The sequence below is a fragment of the Alkalihalobacterium sp. APHAB7 genome (assembly GCF_048323755.1).
GTDB lineage: Bacteria > Bacillota > Bacilli > Bacillales > Bacillaceae_F > Alkalihalobacterium.
This window is the reverse complement of record NZ_JBLWFS010000007.1, coordinates 165,719-184,894: the sequence shown is the minus strand read 5'-3', so window position 1 is coordinate 184,894 and position 19,176 is coordinate 165,719. Positions and strand designations below refer to the sequence as shown.

The 19,176-nt window shown below is 35.7% G+C and carries 22 protein-coding genes and 1 tRNA gene; 5 read left to right on the top strand and 18 right to left on the bottom strand.

Features of this window, described 5'->3' with window-relative positions:
* Window positions 1-43 precede the first annotated feature (43 nt).
* A complete protein-coding gene (locus ACNSTQ_RS09905) occupies window positions 44-1,168 on the bottom strand; it encodes an NAD(P)/FAD-dependent oxidoreductase (RefSeq protein ID WP_418199677.1) in 1,125 nt (374 codons plus the stop codon).
* Window positions 1,169-1,346: 178 nt separating this feature from the next.
* On the opposite strand from ACNSTQ_RS09905, the gene folE2 reads away from it, so the two are divergent.
* On the top strand, window positions 1,347-2,246 hold the full coding sequence (folE2, locus tag ACNSTQ_RS09900; RefSeq protein ID WP_418199676.1) for a GTP cyclohydrolase FolE2: 900 nt from the start codon (window positions 1,347-1,349) through the stop codon (window positions 2,244-2,246).
* 65 nt (window positions 2,247-2,311) lie between these two features.
* Here the strand turns inward: folE2 and sufU are convergent, their stop codons facing one another.
* The 3 genes from sufU to ACNSTQ_RS09885 form a co-directional block, all read right to left on the bottom strand.
* Window positions 2,312-2,758: a Fe-S cluster assembly sulfur transfer protein SufU gene (gene sufU / locus ACNSTQ_RS09895; RefSeq protein WP_418199675.1), complete on the bottom strand. Its 447-nt coding sequence runs from the start codon at window positions 2,756-2,758 to the stop codon at window positions 2,312-2,314.
* Window positions 2,759-2,838: 80 nt separating this feature from the next.
* Window positions 2,839-2,976 (bottom strand): IDEAL domain-containing protein, encoded by a 138-nt coding sequence (locus ACNSTQ_RS09890; RefSeq protein WP_418199694.1) that lies wholly within the window; start codon window positions 2,974-2,976, stop codon window positions 2,839-2,841.
* A gap of 286 nt (window positions 2,977-3,262) precedes the next feature.
* Complete coding sequence (locus tag ACNSTQ_RS09885; protein WP_418199674.1) at window positions 3,263-3,418, bottom strand: DUF1540 domain-containing protein; 156 nt, start codon at window positions 3,416-3,418, stop codon at window positions 3,263-3,265.
* A gap of 158 nt (window positions 3,419-3,576) precedes the next feature.
* Between ACNSTQ_RS09885 and rpsN the strand changes: the two genes are divergently transcribed.
* The gene (gene rpsN, locus ACNSTQ_RS09880) at window positions 3,577-3,846 is read left to right on the top strand and encodes a 30S ribosomal protein S14 (protein ID WP_418199673.1); all 270 of its coding nucleotides are present in this window, start codon (window positions 3,577-3,579) and stop codon (window positions 3,844-3,846) included.
* Window positions 3,847-3,876: 30 nt separating this feature from the next.
* Window positions 3,877-4,950 (top strand): GTP-binding protein, encoded by a 1,074-nt coding sequence (locus ACNSTQ_RS09875; protein ID WP_418199672.1) that lies wholly within the window; start codon window positions 3,877-3,879, stop codon window positions 4,948-4,950.
* Window positions 4,951-5,354: 404 nt separating this feature from the next.
* Here the strand turns inward: ACNSTQ_RS09875 and ACNSTQ_RS09870 are convergent, their stop codons facing one another.
* From ACNSTQ_RS09870 to ACNSTQ_RS09835, 8 genes are all read right to left on the bottom strand, one after another.
* The gene (locus ACNSTQ_RS09870) at window positions 5,355-5,852 is read right to left on the bottom strand and encodes a phospholipase D-like domain-containing protein (RefSeq protein WP_418199671.1); all 498 of its coding nucleotides are present in this window, start codon (window positions 5,850-5,852) and stop codon (window positions 5,355-5,357) included.
* A gap of 99 nt (window positions 5,853-5,951) precedes the next feature.
* Window positions 5,952-6,299 (bottom strand): hypothetical protein, encoded by a 348-nt coding sequence (locus ACNSTQ_RS09865; RefSeq protein WP_418199670.1) that lies wholly within the window; start codon window positions 6,297-6,299, stop codon window positions 5,952-5,954.
* Window positions 6,300-6,460: 161 nt separating this feature from the next.
* Complete coding sequence (nikC, locus tag ACNSTQ_RS09860; RefSeq protein WP_418199669.1) at window positions 6,461-7,381, bottom strand: nickel transporter permease; 921 nt, start codon at window positions 7,379-7,381, stop codon at window positions 6,461-6,463.
* Between the two features lie 17 nt (window positions 7,382-7,398).
* On the bottom strand, window positions 7,399-8,400 hold the full coding sequence (locus ACNSTQ_RS09855) for an ABC transporter permease (RefSeq protein WP_418199668.1): 1,002 nt from the start codon (window positions 8,398-8,400) through the stop codon (window positions 7,399-7,401).
* 199 nt (window positions 8,401-8,599) lie between these two features.
* The gene (locus ACNSTQ_RS09850) at window positions 8,600-10,258 is read right to left on the bottom strand and encodes an ABC transporter substrate-binding protein (RefSeq protein ID WP_418199667.1); all 1,659 of its coding nucleotides are present in this window, start codon (window positions 10,256-10,258) and stop codon (window positions 8,600-8,602) included.
* 33 nt (window positions 10,259-10,291) lie between these two features.
* Window positions 10,292-11,299 (bottom strand): ABC transporter ATP-binding protein, encoded by a 1,008-nt coding sequence (locus ACNSTQ_RS09845; protein ID WP_418199666.1) that lies wholly within the window; start codon window positions 11,297-11,299, stop codon window positions 10,292-10,294.
* On the bottom strand, window positions 11,292-12,287 hold the full coding sequence (locus tag ACNSTQ_RS09840) for an ABC transporter ATP-binding protein (RefSeq protein WP_418199665.1): 996 nt from the start codon (window positions 12,285-12,287) through the stop codon (window positions 11,292-11,294). The genes ACNSTQ_RS09845 and ACNSTQ_RS09840 overlap by 8 nt, the downstream gene beginning before the upstream one ends.
* A 628-nt stretch (window positions 12,288-12,915) precedes the next feature.
* Complete coding sequence (locus tag ACNSTQ_RS09835; protein WP_075384919.1) at window positions 12,916-13,113, bottom strand: cold-shock protein; 198 nt, start codon at window positions 13,111-13,113, stop codon at window positions 12,916-12,918.
* A gap of 411 nt (window positions 13,114-13,524) precedes the next feature.
* On the opposite strand from ACNSTQ_RS09835, the gene ACNSTQ_RS09830 reads away from it, so the two are divergent.
* Window positions 13,525-13,698: a hypothetical protein gene (locus tag ACNSTQ_RS09830; RefSeq protein WP_418199664.1), complete on the top strand. Its 174-nt coding sequence runs from the start codon at window positions 13,525-13,527 to the stop codon at window positions 13,696-13,698.
* Between the two features lie 50 nt (window positions 13,699-13,748).
* Here ACNSTQ_RS09830 and ACNSTQ_RS09825 read toward each other — a convergent pair whose 3' ends face one another.
* From ACNSTQ_RS09825 to ACNSTQ_RS09810, 4 genes are all read right to left on the bottom strand, one after another.
* Complete coding sequence (locus ACNSTQ_RS09825; RefSeq protein WP_418199663.1) at window positions 13,749-14,846, bottom strand: M24 family metallopeptidase; 1,098 nt, start codon at window positions 14,844-14,846, stop codon at window positions 13,749-13,751.
* A 574-nt stretch (window positions 14,847-15,420) separates the two neighbouring features.
* Window positions 15,421-16,683 (bottom strand): diguanylate cyclase domain-containing protein, encoded by a 1,263-nt coding sequence (locus ACNSTQ_RS09820; protein WP_418199662.1) that lies wholly within the window; start codon window positions 16,681-16,683, stop codon window positions 15,421-15,423.
* A 61-nt stretch (window positions 16,684-16,744) separates the two neighbouring features.
* The gene (gene panE / locus ACNSTQ_RS09815) at window positions 16,745-17,668 is read right to left on the bottom strand and encodes a 2-dehydropantoate 2-reductase (protein ID WP_418199661.1); all 924 of its coding nucleotides are present in this window, start codon (window positions 17,666-17,668) and stop codon (window positions 16,745-16,747) included.
* A gap of 452 nt (window positions 17,669-18,120) precedes the next feature.
* A complete protein-coding gene (locus ACNSTQ_RS09810) occupies window positions 18,121-18,459 on the bottom strand; it encodes a hypothetical protein (RefSeq protein ID WP_418199660.1) in 339 nt (112 codons plus the stop codon).
* Between the two features lie 129 nt (window positions 18,460-18,588).
* On the opposite strand from ACNSTQ_RS09810, the gene ACNSTQ_RS09805 reads away from it, so the two are divergent.
* Window positions 18,589-18,672: transfer RNA gene (locus tag ACNSTQ_RS09805), tRNA-OTHER, on the top strand.
* 16 nt (window positions 18,673-18,688) lie between these two features.
* Here the strand turns inward: ACNSTQ_RS09805 and ACNSTQ_RS09800 are convergent.
* Together ACNSTQ_RS09800 and ACNSTQ_RS09795 are read right to left on the bottom strand one after the other, a co-directional pair.
* On the bottom strand, window positions 18,689-18,844 hold the full coding sequence (locus tag ACNSTQ_RS09800; RefSeq protein WP_418199659.1) for a hypothetical protein: 156 nt from the start codon (window positions 18,842-18,844) through the stop codon (window positions 18,689-18,691).
* Window positions 18,845-18,894: 50 nt separating this feature from the next.
* Complete coding sequence (locus ACNSTQ_RS09795) at window positions 18,895-19,155, bottom strand: sporulation protein (RefSeq protein WP_418199658.1); 261 nt, start codon at window positions 19,153-19,155, stop codon at window positions 18,895-18,897.
* Between the last annotated feature and the right edge of the window lie 21 nt (window positions 19,156-19,176).

The following is a 19,176-nucleotide window of genomic DNA, read 5'->3' as shown; positions in this document are numbered from 1 at the left end:
AAATAAAATACCCCCTCATAATAATAGAGGGGAACTAACTCTTCTAGCATTGACACGAATTGTCACAACAAGAAAGATCATCAAGCAACATATTCGATTTACGATAATGTTCAAATAACTCTTCATTTAATTCCATGCCTAGTTGTTCACCTATTTCTTTAGCTACCACTGCAAAGCGTTGACGGAATTTATAAATGAAACAAAAAATCACATCTTGATGTCGAACTTGTGGTCCAACTAAAAACAGACCTTCAGAAACAGTTGATTCATCCTTATCACTTAACTCTATAATATTATTTTCATCATAATAAAAGTGCTCGATGATTAAGGATAGACTACTTTTAAAACCTGTGGCTATAATCGGACGCGCAGAACTAAAAATCTCTTCTCCACTTTCCAAGAAAACGACATAGCCCTCATCTGCTTGTTCGACTTTTACAACTTTACTTTTCCCTCTTAAGATCAGGTCTTCATAATCCATCACTTCTTCAAGACGGTCAAAAGTAAACGGCGACAATGATATACTTGGGTCTGGATGATCATCTGACCAGACTTCTTCTTTAGCTAAAACCGTCACTTGTTTTCCATAATGAATCAGATTGATTGCAGCATCGATTGCACTTTCATAACCACCAATAACGATTACATCATGTTCTTCGATCTCACCCCATGAAGTAACCTCACTGTTATGTAAACATAGCTCCGCTCCTGGAAAAACATTTTTATTTGGATACTGAAACTCTCCACCAGCCCAAACAACAAATTGGGCATTATACGTACCGTCATTGGTTTGGAGAACGAACCCTTCCTCAACTTTATCTAACTCAGTGACATTAACACCAAACTTAATCGGAAGCTTAAAGTGGTGTGCGACAGCCTCTAAATACTCCGCATATTCCTCTCCACTTAAATGTTCAGTCTGAAAAGTATAACCTGGTGAGGTTGAAGGTACGACAGCATTTAAATCTAGCAGGCCAAACCCATGCCCTGGGAACGATGGGGTCAATAAACGCATTTCTTCTGGCCATTTTTTAAATGAACTTCCGATATCGCCACGTTCTAAAATCACAAAGTTTTTCAATCCCATTTGCATGAAAATTGAACCTATTCCGACACCTGCAGGACCTGCTCCAACAATAATAACGTCATAATGACTTTTATTTTTCAAAATACATCACCTCTCGAAATAAACCGTAATGATTACGATTTTACGATTATTATTATTCTTTACTTCTTTCTCTTTGTCAATCTAAGCATTTTATTTTCACTATTCCAGTAATGATATTATAATATATAAATCAGAAAAATTCCTATTCATTTACCCATAAAAAAGGAGACAACACAAAATGGAGACTAACATTTTCCCAAATAAACAAGAACGTCACAAACGATTTGGATCAGTACCTCCCGTAAAAGGAGACAAACCTCTAAACAAAGAGGATATGACTGATCTCCAAAATACACCGAACGACTTTTTATTCGCAATTGACTCAGTAGGGATTAGTAATGTAAAGCATCCCCTAATTATTGAGTCAGATTATAAACCGAACCAGCAAACAACCGTTGGAACATTCTCATTAACAACGGGGCTTCATCAGATGAGCAAAGGTATTAACATGAGTCGATTAACAGAGCTTTTACAGGAATATTATTTAGAGGGTTTCAATGTAACGTTTGACCGCCTGTATGCATTTACGAAAGACTTAGTCGAGCGGATGGAACAATCCAGTGCACAGCTTGCCGTTCAATTTCCTTGGTTCTTTGAACGAACAAGTCCCTCACTGCAGAAATCTGGCTTAGCGCATGCTGAAGCTTTTATGAACGTAAATTATGATCAAGATAACGGTTTTAACCACGAAGTGGGCATTACAGTAGCTGTTACAACACTATGCCCTTGTTCCAAAGAAATTAGTGAATATAGTGCACACAACCAACGTGGATATGTGACAATTAAAGCCAAATTTTATAACCCTATTGAAGTAAAAGAAGATTGGAAAGTGACACTACTTGAAGCTGCCGAAACAAATGCCAGTTCCATGTTATACCCGATCTTAAAAAGACCAGATGAAAAGGCAGTCACTGAAAAAGCTTATGAAAATCCTCGATTTGTGGAAGATATGGTTCGATTAGTTGCCGCTGACTTATATGAAAATGAAGATATCAAGTCCTTTACGGTTGAATGCCGAAATGAAGAGTCGATTCATATGCATGATGCAATTGCACGGTTAACTTATACAAAAGAATAAATTAAAAAGGTGACGCACTGACTTATAAAGATAATAATTTATAGGATCAGTAAGTCACCTTTTTTTTAATTACTATTTTCGTATTCGGGTTCATCTCCAACAGCTCGATCTAAAGCCTGCCAAGCCATTAGTGCACAATTATGGCGAGCTCTTAACTTGTGTACTCCTTCTAACGCTAATGCATCCCCAAGATCTACTTCTTCTGAAATTTCTCCGTTCCGAATTAGCCCTTCCATTGCTTGGCGTAAGTTTGATGCTTCCTTTAAAGATCTTCCTTTTAAAAGTTCTGTCATCATTGAAGCAGAAGCCATACTAATACTGCATCCTTCTCCAATAAAAGAAATATCTTCTATCTGTTTGGCTTCTGTTAATTTTAAGAACAGAGTCATCACATCACCACATGTCGGATTTTTGTAATGTAGCTGTTTAATCTGTTCACCTTCTAACTTCCTATGATTTCGACGTTTTTTCGAATGATCCACCACTAATTGTCGGTACAGTTGATCTAACATTAGTAATTCCCCCTTACTTCCTATTAAGTACTTTTAGTATATAAATAGTAATAATTACGGTTTGTTATTATTTATTATACTCATGCATTGCGATTTAGTCTAACCATACCCCAGTACCAACTCATAGAATTAGTATAATCTAAAGAGTTTAATTTTTTGGTGAGCTGATAAAAGAGGTGTTTGTTTCTTTCCTTTAACGCATAATCAATTTGATATATTAAATGAGGTGTTTACTGTTAATTTATATACTTATATTGTGTACTCTTGAATAAAAATGATAATTATTATCAATAATAAGTATGCAGAGGAAAACAAACAAATGTCAGTGTCATATGAAAGAAACAAGCTCAACCTTTATGGAAGAAAGCGATTTAATAGTTAGACTTTTCGTCATGAAAAGAGCTAATAATAAACTGTCTCTTTGAATAATTAGTCTTTCCTGAAATGAAATAAGGACAGCCTAAAGCTGCCCTTATCACAATTATAAAACTTGGTAACATAGTTTTAGATACCTGGATCGAACGTTTTACAGTCTGTTTCTTCCTGTTTCGCTGCTTTTTTACCCGTGTGGCTAACTACGTAAATTCGATCAGCCGCACATTTATTACCTTCTTCATTATACTTACAGTTATTCACTTCACATAATACATCTACTGCCATCGTCTACACCTCCTCTCCACCTTTATGTTGATCTTTTCTTAGCTTTTTCATACTTTTTTATTGGGCGACTTTACTTTACATTTTAATTACTGTAAAATTATTTCCAAGTATAAAATAGTAATGATTACGATTATCGAATTAAGAAGGAGAGAATAAACATGGCTAAGAAATCCAAAATTGCAAAAGAAATTAAACGACAAGAAATGGTTGCAAAATACGCTGATTTAAGAAGAGAACTTAAAGAAAAAGGTGATTATGAGGCTTTAGGAAAACTACCACGAGACTCATCCCCCACTCGCTTAACTCGTCGTTGCGAAATGACTGGTAGACCTCGTGGTGTATTAAGAAAATTTAAATTATCTCGAATTGCGTTCAGAGAGCTTGCTCATAAAGGCCAAGTGCCCGGGGTAAAAAAATCAAGTTGGTAATCTAAATAAATAATTAGGTGGTGACTATACGTGAATAAAGTCCCCATAACTATAATGACTGGTATGATAGGTGCCGGAAAAACGAAAATTAGTAATAGTTTAATACGTAAAAAATGCAGTAATTGTAAAGTACTCATATACCAGCCAGATACACTAACTGTAGTAGAAGATATATCGACCAAACGACCTTATAGGAAATTATCGCACAATGCACAGTTTGCAAAAATAATAACTACTCAAGAGCAGTTAATTAGCGAAGTCATTTCTTACTCTAAAGACAAGAAGCCCATAGACGAAATTATTATTGAATTGGCTGCAGGAAATCCGCCTCAATTATTTGTAGAGGAACTTTATCAGTTACTCGAAAAGTATAAATTAGAGGAAACATTTTATACTCAATCACTCGTTTCTGTCATTGATGCCGAGCAATTTTGGTTTGATTATACTTCTAACCACTATGTTCTTTACACTAGTAACAATAACAGGATGGAACAAACCTTTGCTGAGGTTATGATTTCTCAAATTGAATTTTGCAGTCACATTGTATTAAACAAATGTAATTTCTTAAGCAAAGAAAGTTTAGATGAGACTGTCTCGTTTATTAAAAAACTCCAGCCAAAAGCACAAATTATTTTTTCAACAGATGGTCATGTCGCTAGTCATACTTTTCATTCATTAGAAGATGTGGACCTTCTTAATCTAAAGTCCAATATTGGTTGGAAACTTGAATTAAAACAGGCAAATTTATCTACTCTAAGTGTAGCGGGGAAAAATGGTATAGACTCATTTGTATACGAAAGTCATTCTCCCATTCAATTAGAAAAGTTAGAGGAGTGGTTTCAAACATTTCCTTCAGAAATATTGCGTTCTGCTGGTTATCTATGGACACTTTCCGAAGCGAATGGTTTAGAACTCCTTCATTTCTCACAAGTAGGAGCATCAGTTATCATTGAAACAGTAGACGATGATGATTACCAACATTACACTAATACTACTAAAACGAAGCTTGTGTTTTTTGGTTTTGACTTAGAAGATGTTGAAGTCACCCAACAACTTAATCAATGCATAATATCGGACAATGATATAAATCAAACTGTAGTTTGAGCCTGGTTGCTCCTATTAAAAAAATGTGTTAATTGCTAGCAATAGCACTAAGAAATATTTTACATCACAATTTAAACAACAATTTTATTAGCAACATAATTAATAATTTGATTGGCACACAAAAAAGGTTGGTTCCATAAATTTACTCCAACCTTTTTGATGTGTATTGCGCTTATTGAATTAAACAGCCCCTATATCATCCATATGAAGACCATTTCCCTTATATTGCTATTCTGTAATGTCCTTCGTCTGCTTTATGAAGGACACTTCCCTTGCAGTTCCACCTTATAATGTCCTTCATCTGCTTTATGAAGGACATTTCCCTTACAGTTCCACCTTGTAATTTCCTTCGTCGGCTTTATGCAGTGTTAAATCCCCCTGTCTTCTCATAACTGTTTTTTTTACTAAAAGGTAGTGAGTCCTGTTTTTTTCTGAATCCTGAATAATAACCGCTTATAATATGGAAAATCATTTAAATATTCATTTGAATCTACTGTAAATGTCCCATTTTTGTTATTCCATAATGTAGAAAAATAATTGGAGACTACGGTCATTATCTCATTTTCTTTCGGGGCCACAATTCTTAAGCTCGTATCTAAGTTAAAATCATTCAAGTTTCTTCGAGTAAAATTCGCAGAACCACCGATTATCGTACTACTCACTTGGCGTTCGATTAATATCAATTTAGAATGGTACTGCTCATCGTGTGTGTTATACCATCTTATTTGAATGTTCTCATTTCCATACTCTTCAATATCAGCAGCTACTGGACGATTTGAGGTTCCGATGTTCTCATTTCCGAAAATTTCCTCATTCGGGTAAAGAATTAAGTTTACTTTGACGCCTCTATTTGCTGAAGAAATCAAACTGGAAACAACCTTACTTTCAGAAAGGTTAAACATTCCAACATGAATTACATCCCCTAGATAAACAGCTCCCAACTTATGATGAATTTGTAGTAGAACAAGGGGATATCAGGGTTGCCACAGCTTGTTCAGAAGCTAGAAAATCATCAATAATATTCCCACTGACAACAAAGTTATCTCATCTGTAATTTCAGGATAGTCTTTATCTCCGTCATACTTATCATTGAATAAGAACATATCAAACACAATAAACTCTTCAGCTTCCTTTATCATGCTCTTCACTCGTTCAACAATTTGTCTTTCTTGTACAATCTCACCGTCGTGTTCGAACGTTAAATCATATAAAAACTCTACATTCGTCACTCGATGCATATCACCTTCGTAAGATAGTCCCATAGGTACCGGTTTAAATAGACCATAAAGAGTATAACCTGCTATAAAAACAACGAACACTAACAAAACACTTAAAAAAACTTTCTTCATATCAACCTCCTGCTACGTCATCTTTAATACTCTTACGTTGGTTAAAACTACTGCAAAATATGTACAATAAGAAATTCATGGACTAGTTAGAGTATTGAGTCGTTTTTTATCTATCGGAGTACACTAAAAAAAGGATGACGCATAAAGTCACCCTTTTCTTGTTAGTTTTTCATTTTTGGATCTAACGCATCCCGAAGTCCGTCACCAATCATATTAAACCCTAATACAACTAACATGATCGAAAATCCGGGAAAAAGTACTGTCCATGGTGCGGTTTGGATAAACTGCCGCGAATCAGATAACATCTTCCCCCACTCTGGTGTCGGCGCTTGTGCCCCTAACCCCAAGAAACCAAGAGCTGCCGCTTCTAGGATAGCTGTACCAAATCCTAACGTCGCTTGGACAATAATTGGCGCCAAACTATTCGGTAAGATATGATGAATTAAGATCCTGCCATTTTTCATTCCTTGAGCCTTAGCTGCCATAATATATTCTTCTTCACGTAAACTAATAACTTTAGATCGAACAAGACGCCCAAATATTGGAATATTGATAATAGCAATCGCAATGAGTGCATTTTGTAAAGAAGGTCCAAGAATAGCAACGATTGCAATTGCTAATAATATACTCGGGAATGCAAGCATTATATCGAAAATACGCGAGATCAACATATCAATCCAACGACCATAATATCCCGCAATAATACCTAACGTTGTACCTATTACAAGTGCACCGGATACAGCAAAAAATCCAACCCATAAGGAAATTCTGGCCCCATGAGCAATTCGACTAAAAATATCTCTGCCTAAATCATCTGTACCAAACCAATGCTCTGCAGAAGGGGATTGAAGTCGGTTCTGTGGGTTCGTTTCATCAAATGCATACCCAGAAATGAGTGGTGCAATCAGAGCAATGATAAGAAAAAATAGAATGATAATCATACCGATAACAGCTGATTTATTCTTTAATAATTGCCTCATCGCATCACGCCAAGGTGATATAGCCTCTACGTGTTCCTCTTGATTTGGATTAGGATTTGAATTCGGTGGTATGTTTACTTGTTCTGTACGAAACTGTTCCATTTCAGTCTCCCCTCCTATCAATATTTAATTCTTGGATCAATGTAAGAATATAGCAAATCGACAATTAAATTAATCATGACAAACATAGTAGCTACGACTAGAATTCCAGATTGAATGACCGGATAATCACGATTGCCAATCGCTTCATAGATATAGCGTCCTACTCCTGGCCATCCGAATATCGTCTCTGTTAATATCGCTCCACCTAAAAGCGTTCCTGTTTGAAGACCGACAACAGTTAATACAGGGATCATCGCATTTTTTAGTGCATGCTTATATATAACAAAAAATGTATTTGATCCCTTCGCGTTTACTGTGCGAATATAGTCTGAACGTAAAACTTCTAGCATACTTGAACGCGTCATTCGAGCAATGATTGCCATCGGAATCGTTCCAAGTGCAATTCCAGGTAATATTAAATGTTTAATTGCAGTCCACGTTTTATCCCATTGCCCGCCGATTATTGTATCAAGGACATATAAATGCGTTATAGCCTGTATCGGGTCCCTTGCATTATCCCGCCCTGTAGCTGGCAACCACCTAAGTTCTTGTGCAAATATCCATTGTTCCATCAATGCTAGCCAGAAAATGGGCATCGATACCCCGATAAGAGCGATTAACATAGCTAAATAATCAAACCATGAGTTTTGCTTCCACGCACTAATAATCCCTGCATTTACACCGATAATAATTGCAAAAATCATCGCAAAGACCGTTAATTCTATCGTGGCAGCTAAATATGGCCAAATCTCTTCAGCTATAGGTTTTTTTGTTCGTAACGAAGTTCCTAAATCCCCTTGTACTAGGTCCTTCATATAATAACCGTATTGAAGCATGTATGGTTCATTTAATCCAAGGCGTTCTTCAAGATCTGCAATGGCTTGAGGCGTAGCTTGTTCACCTAATATGACTTGAGCTGGGTTACCCGGAATTAGATGGATAATTGAAAATGTAACAATTGACATTCCTAGAAGTACTGGAATTAACATTAATAATCTTCTTGTTGTATAAGCTAACATGAATTTCACCTCTATTCTTTCATTACTCTTCTCTCTATGTATTCATTTATTGAACTTAATTTAATTAAAGGTAAAAGTAGGGCTGACTCAAATGCAAGCGTTAGACACCTCACCCCTAGATCTAAAATTGCCGTTCTGCAACAACTCTAGATCTAAAGTTAAAACGAGGAGCCAACACTTATGAGTCAGCCTCTTCTCATTAGTTAGATAACTCTACTGATGTGAGTGCTTCACTTGTAGATGGGTGTGGCACATAGTTTTTCACGTTTGCTCCACCTGCTAATGTTGGAACCGAGTGAACTAAAGGTACCATTGGTGCATCTTCATGAATTAGAACTTGTGCTTTCATGTAAAGGTCAGCACGAACATCTTCATCATATGTTGTTTTTGCTTGATCTAATAAACTAGTTACTTCCTCATTTGCATAGAATGTTCGGTTACCACCTGGAATAGCGTGGCTGCTTAATAAGTTAGACAAGAAGTAATCTGGGTCACCGTTAACTCCTGACCAACCTAACATAAACATATCTTGCTCTCCAGCTTCTGTTTTCTCTAGGTACGTTGCCCACTCATGAGTAACGATGTTTGCCTTTACGTTGATCTTTGCTAGTTCAGCTTGAATTGCTTCAGCTGCACGCTGTGGATCTGGCATATACGGTCTTGCTACTGGCATCGTCCATAAATCAAATTCAAACCCATCTGGGTAACCAGCTTCTGCAAGGAGTTCTTTCGCACGGTCAAGATTAAACTCGTACGCTTGGATTTGGTCATTATAACCTAAGTATCCAGGAGGTACTGCGTTTTTAGCTGGTTGAGCCATACCACCATATAAAGCGAAAATTAAATCTTCTTTATTAATGGCATGGTTAATCGCTTGACGTACTAACTTATTGTTAAATGGCTCTTTCTCCACATGGAAACCTAAGTAACCAATGTTATTTGTTGCACGTTCAAATACTTGGAGTTCAGCGTCACCTTCAATCGTTACTACATCATCAGGGTTTAACCCATCCATAATATCGACTTCACCTGCGCGAAGTGCTGTTAAACGTGCTGAGTTGTCAGGAATAACTCTAAAAATAACACGATCTAATTTTGGATAACCTTCCATCCAATAATCTTCATTCTTCTCTAGAACAATACTGTCGTCACGAGTCCAACTTACAAACTTAAATGGACCAGTTCCTACAGGATTTTCGTTAATTGTACTGCCATGCTCTTCAAATGCTGCTGGAGATGTTATCGCAAAGTAGCTCATCCCCATATTTTGAATGAACGAACCTAATGGTTTGTTTAAAACAAACTCAATCTCGTGATCGCCAAGTACATTAATCTCCTCAATTACGTGACCTTCATCACCTTTAAATCCACCAAATTGAGTACCGTAAACGCTGTACGTGTAACCCTCATCAGCAAAGTTATACTCATGAGATTTATCAGCCCAACGCTCGAAGTTTAATTTTACTGCTTCGGCATTAAAGTCTGTACCGTCATGGAATTTAACTCCTTCACGTAGTTTAAATGTGTAAAGTAACCCATCATTTTCAACGCTCCATTCCGTTGCTAAACCAGGCCCTACTTCAAAAGAATCAGCGTCAAACTCTAGTAAAGTTTCATAGATTTGCTTTGTTACACGAGAAGACTCTCCATCAGTTACACTAGCATAGTCTAAACTTACAGAGTCCCCACCACGTGCAAAGATTAAAACTTGATCACCAGCTGGTGCTTCTTCAGTAGCTTCTTGATCATCGCCTTCAGACTCATTAGGAGCTTGAGTCTCATTGCTCGAACAGGCAGCTAAGAATGTTGCTAAACTCAACAAAAGGATTAGCATAAATAGCATACTTTTCTTTTTCATTTTTTTTCCCCCTTTTTAATTGGTTGTTCTTTATTATTTTTCTGTGGTAATTGCAACTTCAGACAAACTTTCGTCGTAAAGATGGCAAGCCACAAAATGATTATCAGCAACAGCTCTAAATGATGGGCGTTCCGTTTTGCAAACATCCATACATTCAGGACAACGTGTGTGAAAAGCACAACCTGACGGTGGATTAGAAGGACTCGGAACATCACCTTCTAAAATCACCCGTTCACTTTTCTCATCTGGATCAGGGACCGGAACAGCAGAAAGTAAAGCTTTGGTGTACGGATGTTTTGGATTATCATATAATTCATCTTTTCCAGTAAGCTCTACCATTCTTCCTAAATACATCACACCGACCCGATCACTTATATGCTTAACGACACTGAGATCGTGTGCAATAAATAAGTAGGTCAATTGAAATTCTTTCTTTAAATCTTCCATTAGATTGAGTATTTGTGACTGAACAGACACATCTAGTGCAGAAACTGGTTCATCACAAATGACTAGGCGTGGATTAACAGCTAGAGCTCTAGCAATCCCGATTCTTTGCCTTTGTCCTCCACTAAATTGATGAGGATAACGAGCAGCATGAAAGGCATTTAACCCAACAACCTCTAGTAACTCTTTCACTTTTTGTTTTCTAGATTTTTCATCCCCAATTCCATGTATAAGTAGAGGTTCACTAATAATTTTTTCAATCGTATGTCTGGGGTTTAAGGATGCATAAGGATCTTGGAAAATAATCTGCAAATCTCTTCGCAACTTACGCATCTCTTCGTCACTAAGTTTGGTGATATCTTGACCATCGAAAAGGACTTCACCTTCTGTCGGTTCAATCAAACGAAGAATTGCTTTCCCAGTCGTTGATTTTCCACAACCACTCTCACCAACAATCCCTAAAATTTCACCTTCGTGTACAGTGAAAGAAACATCATCAACAGCTTTTACTTCGCCTACTTTTCTACCTAAAACGCCGCCTTTTATATCGAAGTACTTCTTTAATCCTTTTACTTCTAATAAGGGTTTTTTAGCCAACGTTCTCTCCCCCTTCTTCTTCATAAAGGAAACAACGACATTGGTGTCCCTCGCGAAGTGATAGTAGTTCCGGATCTTCTTCGTAACAGCGGCTAAACGAACTCTCGCATCTTGGAGCAAAGCGGCAGCCTCGTTTAACAGAACCCGGTTTTGGTACAGTACCAGGAATTGAATACAAACGTTCTTCTTTTTGATGTATCTTTGGTAGAGAACGTATCAGCCCTTTTGTATATGGATGTTGAGGTTGTTTTAAAATAGTTCTCACATCCCCTTCTTCAACGACTTTCCCAGAATACATCACAACTACTCTGTCACAAATCTCTGCAACTACACCTAGATCATGAGTGATCATCATAATCGCAGTACCATGCTCTTTGTTCAGCTTCCGCATTAAATCTAATATTTGGGCTTGTATAGTTACATCTAAAGCAGTAGTCGGTTCATCCGCTATTAGCACCTCTGGATCACAGGACATCGCCATGGCAATCATGACCCGCTGCCTCATTCCTCCTGACAGTTGATGAGGGTATTCATCAACAATTTCATCTGCCCTTGGAATACCAACAACCTTTAACATATCTATCGCTTTTTCCCTTGCCTTTTTCTTGCTAAGTTTATTATGATTGCGAATAGCCTCCATTAATTGGTCACCAATCGTAAATAATGGATTTAGAGAAGTCATCGGCTCCTGAAAAATCATCGCGATTTCGTTTCCACGGATTTTTCGCATTCTTCTATGTGTTGCCTTTACTAGGTCCTCATCTTTAAATAGAATTTTTCCACCAACAATTTTCCCTGGTGGGTTTGGAACTAGTTTCATAACAGAAAGTGAAGTCACACTCTTTCCACAACCCGATTCACCAACAATCCCTACTACTTCCCCTTTATGTATCTTTATACTCACATCATCAACAGCAGGTATCTCACCTGCATCTGTAAAAAAGTGCGTTTGTAATCGATCTAGCTCTAAAACTACTTCTGAAGACATTTCCATGCACCTCTTTTCTATCTATTTCTCTCTAAATGAAGGAAAATCTCTTTGTATGAACCTTGCTAAATTCTACCTTTTACGTATACTCAACATATTAAAATAGTTTTTTGTTTTTTCAGTATGTACAAATTATTTGTAATATGTTGAAATTTCTGAAAATATATACAATAAATTTACTATAATACCACTTAGTTAATCAAGGGGTTTTTTAATTTTATTGTAAAAAAATTTATATTTTGTTAATTTAATCTTTTATTTTTTGTCTCTCTCAAATAGACAACTGTACTATATACCTATGGTAATATAACGGTTTAAAGTAATAAAGGATCCGTGCTTTTGAGTATTTTTTTGATTGCTTCTATTCATAGTAGTCAGATTTTCACAGGAGCAATTTCCATCATCATTCTCTAACAATTTTTTGTTTAGTACTTATTACTCTACTGATAGTCTATTTTCCTCTTTGTATTTTAAGAATATTCAGTTTTATATATTTGTAAAAAAACTATAACTTTAGCTCGATTGATGACTAATGTTTTTATATTTACATCATAAAATCTAACCTTCGTTTACTTTCTACAAAAATAAAAAAAGACCCTGGGGACCAGAGTCTTCTTTGTTAAACATATTACTTTTGAACGTTAGCAGCTTGAGGTCCACGTTGACCTTGCTCGATTTCAAAAGAAACAGTTTGACCTTCTTCTAAAGTTTTGAAACCATCGCCTTGAATAGCAGAGAAGTGTACGAATACATCGTCTTGTCCTTCTACTTCAATGAAACCGAAACCTTTTTCTGCGTTAAACCATTTAACTGTACCTTGTACCATAATCTTGTTCCTCCTATATGGCGATATGCCACATTGTATTACTATTTTTGCTCTTCAAATTCATTCAAGGCGAAAATACTTATTTAAGACTTTTCTTCCTTCAATCTTATCCGAACAACAATAAGTAAGTTTATTATAACAGGAATAGCAACAAAAGGAAACTAAAAAATAGTGTAATCGGAAAATTAAAATGATTTTCTCGAAGTACTGAAAATCACTTATCGTTTAGCCACTGACACCCTGTTACACAAGACTATGGTGATGATTATGTTGTATAGCACCGGAACTAGAAAACCTAATTTCATTTCAAAAAAGAAAGTAAATTTATTTAAGCGTAAAAAATATGAAAATTATGTTTACGTTCCTTAATATAGGCAATCCTATTAGTATTCTTAAGTAGGAGGTTTGGTCATGGAAGTAAACATGAGTCCCGAAGAAGTCTTACTTGAAATCCAACAACTTAATACTAACGGTGCCAATTTAAGCAAGAAATCGATTAAGAAATCAAATCCACAACTAATGAGATCTGCACTGCATTATTATCCTGATTGGGATAGTGCCATTGAGAAAAGTTTTACAGGATAATTCTCTTTGGAACATCTAGCTACCCAGTCAAGGTAGCTAGATGTTTTTTATTATTTTATAATTTGCAAGTTCTTCGGAAAAGCTGTTAAACATTCTGAACCCTCTTCTGTTATTAGTACATCATCTTCAATACGAACCCCACCTATTTGAGGAACATAGATACCTGGCTCTATCGTATAGACCATTCCGGAATACAAATAATCACCGTTATTTTCGTTCATTGAGGGAAATTCGTGAACTTCAATCCCTAACCCATGACCAATTCTATGGGTAAAATAATCACCATACCCTGCATCATTTATATAATCACGAGCAATTGTGTCGATATCGCCGATCCTCGTTCCTGGGTTACTAATAGAAAGAGATAAGTTTTGGGCTTGTAACACTGTTTCATAAATAAATTTTTGTTGATCAGTAACCGTTTGATAAGCAACGGTACGTGTAATATCGGAACAGTACCCTTCGTAAATAACCCCCAAGTCAAATAAGACAAAGTCACCTGAGGCAATTTCCTTTAAACCTGGATGTCCATGTGGCTCTGCCGATTTCGCACCTGATAATACCATCGTTGAAAAAGACATTTCACGGATCCCTTTTTTCTTTAATTCGTATTCTATGCTTGCAATGATTTCCATTTCGTTTTTTCCTTTACTGATCTCATGAACACCGACTTCAACTCCGAAATCCGCTAGTTTCGCAGCTTCACGTAAAATTGAGATTTCCATCTCATCTTTTATCATACGAAGTGTTCGTAATTTCTGATCTGCTGAAACAAACTTTGCTTCTGGAAATAACGATAGTAACTGCTCACTTCGACCATAAGATAAAACCTCTTTTTCAATCGCAATCGTTTCTACTTCTGAAACTCTTTGTTTAACGGCCTTTTGAAATACCTCCCATACATTGTCAGAGTCGTTATATCCGACTATTTCTCCCTTCCATCCTGAGGCTTTCACTGATTCTCTCTCCATATTTGGACAAATGAGAAAAGGCTCACTTTCAGGGAAAATCACTAAACCTAATAATCTTTCATGTGGTTCACTTCTAAAATTAGACAAGTAAAAAACATTATACTTAGATTGTATAAAAGCATATGTATAATTATTTTCCTTAACCCAATTTGCAAGATCTTCTAACCGCTTATTCACTCTTATCACAGCCTTTTTTAAAGTTATTTGCTCTATTAATGATTGGTGCGGAAATGCTATTTACAATTATATTATACTGAGCTTTTTCCAAGTTTTACACTAAACAGTATAGTCTCTGATACAAGGATTTGCTTTTATTATCTATTCATAGTATAATGATTTAATTACTTATAAAACACTTAAAGTTTTGATTTTATTCTTCAACCATAACATTAAAAAACATATATATAAAAGAAAAAATCATCTTGGCGTCTTTTAGGAAACTTCGTTAGCCTTATTTAAATGGCACGGCCTCGGAGCCGTAATGATGAAAGAGAGGTAGGGCTTTCATTATTTAGGGGTATCAAAGACAACACAGAGATATAATCGCGGCGAATTTTAAGTAACGATAAGAAATATATGAAGAAGGCGAGCTAAAAGAGAGCTCGCCTTCTTTTTTATAAACTATTTTACCAAACATCAGCTTGGCTTACAGTCCAAAAGCAAGATAAACAACCTATGAGGAATGTACCTTTTTATATGATTTTGAATTAAGTATGCGGATAATTCTCACTCACCATTAACATTCCATTACTTAATAAAACTCATATCGATTTCTTCCCTGTTTTTTTGCCCTATACAAGGCATTATCTGCTTTTTTCCCTAGCACACGGAGCGTGGCACCATTCGTTGGATAGATTGCAACTCCTACACTTATACTCATAGTAATCACTTGGTCTCCATACTTCCAAGGACTGCTTAAATGATTATAGATACGCTCAATAATTTTCTCTACATCTTTTCTCTCGCTTAGTTCCGTTAATAATATATTAAATTCATCTCCACCTATTCGAGCGACTATGTCAATATTTCTAACACTACTTTCTAAACGACTTGCAATTTCTTTTAAGAATTCATCTCCAACCTCATGACCATACGTGTCATTAATTATTTTAAAATGGTCTCCATCAATAAACAATAATGCAACCATATGACCATTTTTTTCCGCAACCTCGATAGCATGTTGAAATTTGTATTGAAACAAATCTCTATTCGGAAGTTTAGTCAAAGAGTCATAATACGCCATCTTTTTAATTTTTTCTTCAAATTGTTTTCTTTCTGTTATATTTTCTCCAACGATTAATATTTTTTGAATTTCATCTTTTTCCAAGATCGGAATAATGTCTAAGGCGAGCGCCAATTTTTTTTCTAGCTTTGATACCACAGAAACTTCAATACTTTCATGCTTTTTATTAGCTATCACTTGTGATATTGCTCGTTGTACCTTGCTAACCTCATCTCCATCTGCAATATATGTATCTAAGGATTGTTGTAATAGTTCTTCGGCAATAATGCCAAGTACTTTTTTATGAGAAGGAGATGCATAAGAAATCTTTCCATTCAATTCAACTAATTGAATTAAATCTGTCGAGTTTTCAGCAATTAAACGATATTTTTCTTCACTTTCTATAAGCCTTTTTTCGGCTAATTTTCGTTGAGTAATATCTCGTGTAATAGAAATAATATGCGAGACTTCATTTTTATCATTCATGATAGGACTTAGAATTGATTCTCCAAAATGATCGTGATCATCACTGAATTCAAAGGTAACCTGTTCTCTTCTCGTCAGCGCTTCTTGATATTTTCCGATTAAATGCTGTGCCTTGTCTTGCATAACATCCTCTACGGTTTTACCAATAATCTCATCATTAAATTTTAATTCCTCTTCCGCAGCTTCATTTAAAATCGAATAGCGAAATTCTGAGGGGCCGTGCACTTCCATTACAAAGATCAAATCTTTTATGTAGTTAATAAATCGTATAAATTCATGACGGTTCTTAATAAATAAGTTTTCCATTCTGTTACTCCTCTTTAACTACAGCAAACTGCTTAATTCTACCAACTTTCTAAATACACAGCTAGTTATTATTTATATTGACTTCATATACTTTTAGATGATGATAAATGATATGAAGTAACGGTACGTCTATATGAAATTGCTCAGCCAATGTGAGGATATATCCTTGAAGGTGATCTGCTTCTATTGTTATCCCCTTCTCAATATCTCTCAACATTGATGCCTTCATCGTGTAATCTTGTTTTTTCATAATATTCATTTGTTTTTCAACAATATCGTCTGCTATTGGTGCATTAGCAGCTCTCATTATAGAAGCTACTTCATTAAATAACTGAAGAGTTAATTCTTCTCCGCCTTCTACCTCAAGAATAGGACCAATGGATGAACGCATTAGTGTAGTAATTCCCGATAAAGCAGTGATAAATAAATATTTATGCCACATATCCTGATGGATGTTTGCGCTGACTTTAAATGATGCTTTTGTTTGACTAAAAACCTGTTGTAACATTTCGATACGAGAACTTCTTTGTCCATTAAGTTCTCCAAATATTAGTTGATGACTATTACTCGTTTGTATGACATGTCCCAATTCGTTTAGAGTAGTTTCAATAAAGCAGAAGCCACCTAACACCTTGTCATTTCCAAACACCTCTTGCAACCGATATATGTGATTAATCCCGTTTAACAATGGAATTATAGTCGTGGAAGGTCCTACATAAGGTCCAAGAGACTTTATGGCTTCTTCTAAATGTTGTGCTTTCGTTGCAAATATAATAACATCAAATGATTTATCTTCTTCACCAGACACTAACGTTTTAGGTTCAAGTTGAAGATCTCCATGAATACTTTTAATAACAAGCCCCTGTTGTTTTAGTTGCTCTTGTCGTTTTTCTCTAACTAAAAAAGTAACATCGACGCCACTTTCTACTAGACGCCCACCAAAATAGCCACCTACAGCACCTGCACCTAATATAAGAACATTCATTTTCATTCCTCCAGTATTAGACGTAACCATAATTTAGTAATCTACCACATATAGCGAACTTAGGCTAGTTTCTTTTTATAAGGCTCTTTTCTAAAAGAATGTTGCTTTTAGCTATTGGACCGTTAACCAATCGAAAGCTTGGTTCTTCACGCTTTCGTGAAGCTTTTGAATATAAATCAGCCAGATGGATAAATGAATTTATCCATTAGGGCTGATTTATATTCAAAAAACGGTCCAATAGCAACAAAGTTTACAAAAACAGCCTTTTATAAATACATTCCTATAGATTATAATACCTTATCTAGGACACGAAGGACGTTTAAAATTCAAAATCATTGTAACTTTTCTATATCCATCCAATAAGAAAATCTGCATAAAAAAGAGACGAATTAAAACCTCGTCTCTTTTCCCATGCCTTTCTAGACATATTTTACACCATTAATAACTAAACATTATTGCACATGTACAAGTTCAACTGGTCCGTGATCATCACAATGATCGCCATGAACATGATGGAGACGACCATTAACTAAATAATCAAAATGATCACCATGTGGTACAAGTTCATGTCCACAATCTTCTTCATGATTGCAGCCACATGAAATCGGTTTGCATTCTTCTGGATTTTCTTCACTTACAGGAATTGCACATTCAACCCAGTTTCCTTCTTTTTCATGATGCAAATGTCCATTATGAACATAATCAATATGGTCAGCATGTCTAATTTTCGTATGACCACATGCAATACTATGCTGATGGCTATGGTCTTCATGGTTATGCTGCTTACTCAAAAGAAATCACTCCTTATTAAACTTAGGTTTATTTTTCATTGTCAAAGCAACATCTATGCTTCATCTTTATTAATTTTTTGTGTATATAAATGAAAACAAAGCACAAGATATAGTTAAAGGGTCAGAAATGGATTTGTAGCTCAATGGTAGAGCGGCTAGTCATTCCATACGGAATAACTGAGCATTTAGTGGGTTCGATTCCCACCAAATCCACCTCTTTTTTTTTCCTCTAATCTTCCCCATCATTTGATCTTTGTTTATTTTCTCTTGTAGTATTACTTGCCTTTGGTACAAAACCAAATCCGGTTGAACTTAATTCCATTTGTTCATTGTTTCTTTTCTTACCATTCATTTGATCTTTTTGAGTCGTGTTTTTATTTTCCATATTTTCTCCATTCTGTCTTTATACTTAACAAATGAACTCCTTAATGGACATTAAAATAGTTGTTCAAATACTTCATTTAGCTGTTTGGTACGTTCCTCATCTTGTTCCTCTTCTGCATGTTTAATCTCTTGCTTTAGAATGATATCAAGTACTTTCATTTCTTCTTCTGCTAACCCACCAACAAACTCTTCTTCAGTTGAATAATTATTGTTCTCTAACCGATCGTAAACTCCTTGGCAAATTGGATGATCCTCTATGTAATTAGATAGTGCTTCTCTTAAATATGCCAGTGATTGATCCAATTCAAACACCCTTTCTCTTATAACGTTTAT

Coding starts and splice junctions, on each gene's coding strand:
- ACNSTQ_RS09870 (WP_418199671.1), bottom strand. CDS start 5,852: ATGTTTAACCTTTCTGAAAGTAAGGTTGTTTCCAGTTTGATTTCTTCA.
- ACNSTQ_RS09865 (WP_418199670.1), bottom strand. CDS start 6,299: ATGAAGAAAGTTTTTTTAAGTGTTTTGTTAGTGTTCGTTGTTTTTATA.
- nikC (WP_418199669.1), bottom strand. CDS start 7,381: ATGGAACAGTTTCGTACAGAACAAGTAAACATACCACCGAATTCAAAT.
- ACNSTQ_RS09840 (WP_418199665.1), bottom strand. CDS start 12,287: ATGTCTTCAGAAGTAGTTTTAGAGCTAGATCGATTACAAACGCACTTT.
- rpsN (WP_418199673.1), top strand. CDS start 3,577: ATGGCTAAGAAATCCAAAATTGCAAAAGAAATTAAACGACAAGAAATG.
- ACNSTQ_RS09885 (WP_418199674.1), bottom strand. CDS start 3,418: ATGGCAGTAGATGTATTATGTGAAGTGAATAACTGTAAGTATAATGAA.
- ACNSTQ_RS09835 (WP_075384919.1), bottom strand. CDS start 13,113: ATGGTACAAGGTACAGTTAAATGGTTTAACGCAGAAAAAGGTTTCGGT.
- ACNSTQ_RS09855 (WP_418199668.1), bottom strand. CDS start 8,400: ATGTTAGCTTATACAACAAGAAGATTATTAATGTTAATTCCAGTACTT.
- ACNSTQ_RS09800 (WP_418199659.1), bottom strand. CDS start 18,844: ATGGAAAATAAAAACACGACTCAAAAAGATCAAATGAATGGTAAGAAA.
- ACNSTQ_RS09830 (WP_418199664.1), top strand. CDS start 13,525: ATGGAAGTAAACATGAGTCCCGAAGAAGTCTTACTTGAAATCCAACAA.
- folE2 (WP_418199676.1), top strand. CDS start 1,347: ATGGAGACTAACATTTTCCCAAATAAACAAGAACGTCACAAACGATTT.
- ACNSTQ_RS09850 (WP_418199667.1), bottom strand. CDS start 10,258: ATGAAAAAGAAAAGTATGCTATTTATGCTAATCCTTTTGTTGAGTTTA.
- panE (WP_418199661.1), bottom strand. CDS start 17,668: ATGAATGTTCTTATATTAGGTGCAGGTGCTGTAGGTGGCTATTTTGGT.
- sufU (WP_418199675.1), bottom strand. CDS start 2,758: ATGTTAGATCAACTGTACCGACAATTAGTGGTGGATCATTCGAAAAAA.
- ACNSTQ_RS09820 (WP_418199662.1), bottom strand. CDS start 16,683: ATGGAAAACTTATTTATTAAGAACCGTCATGAATTTATACGATTTATT.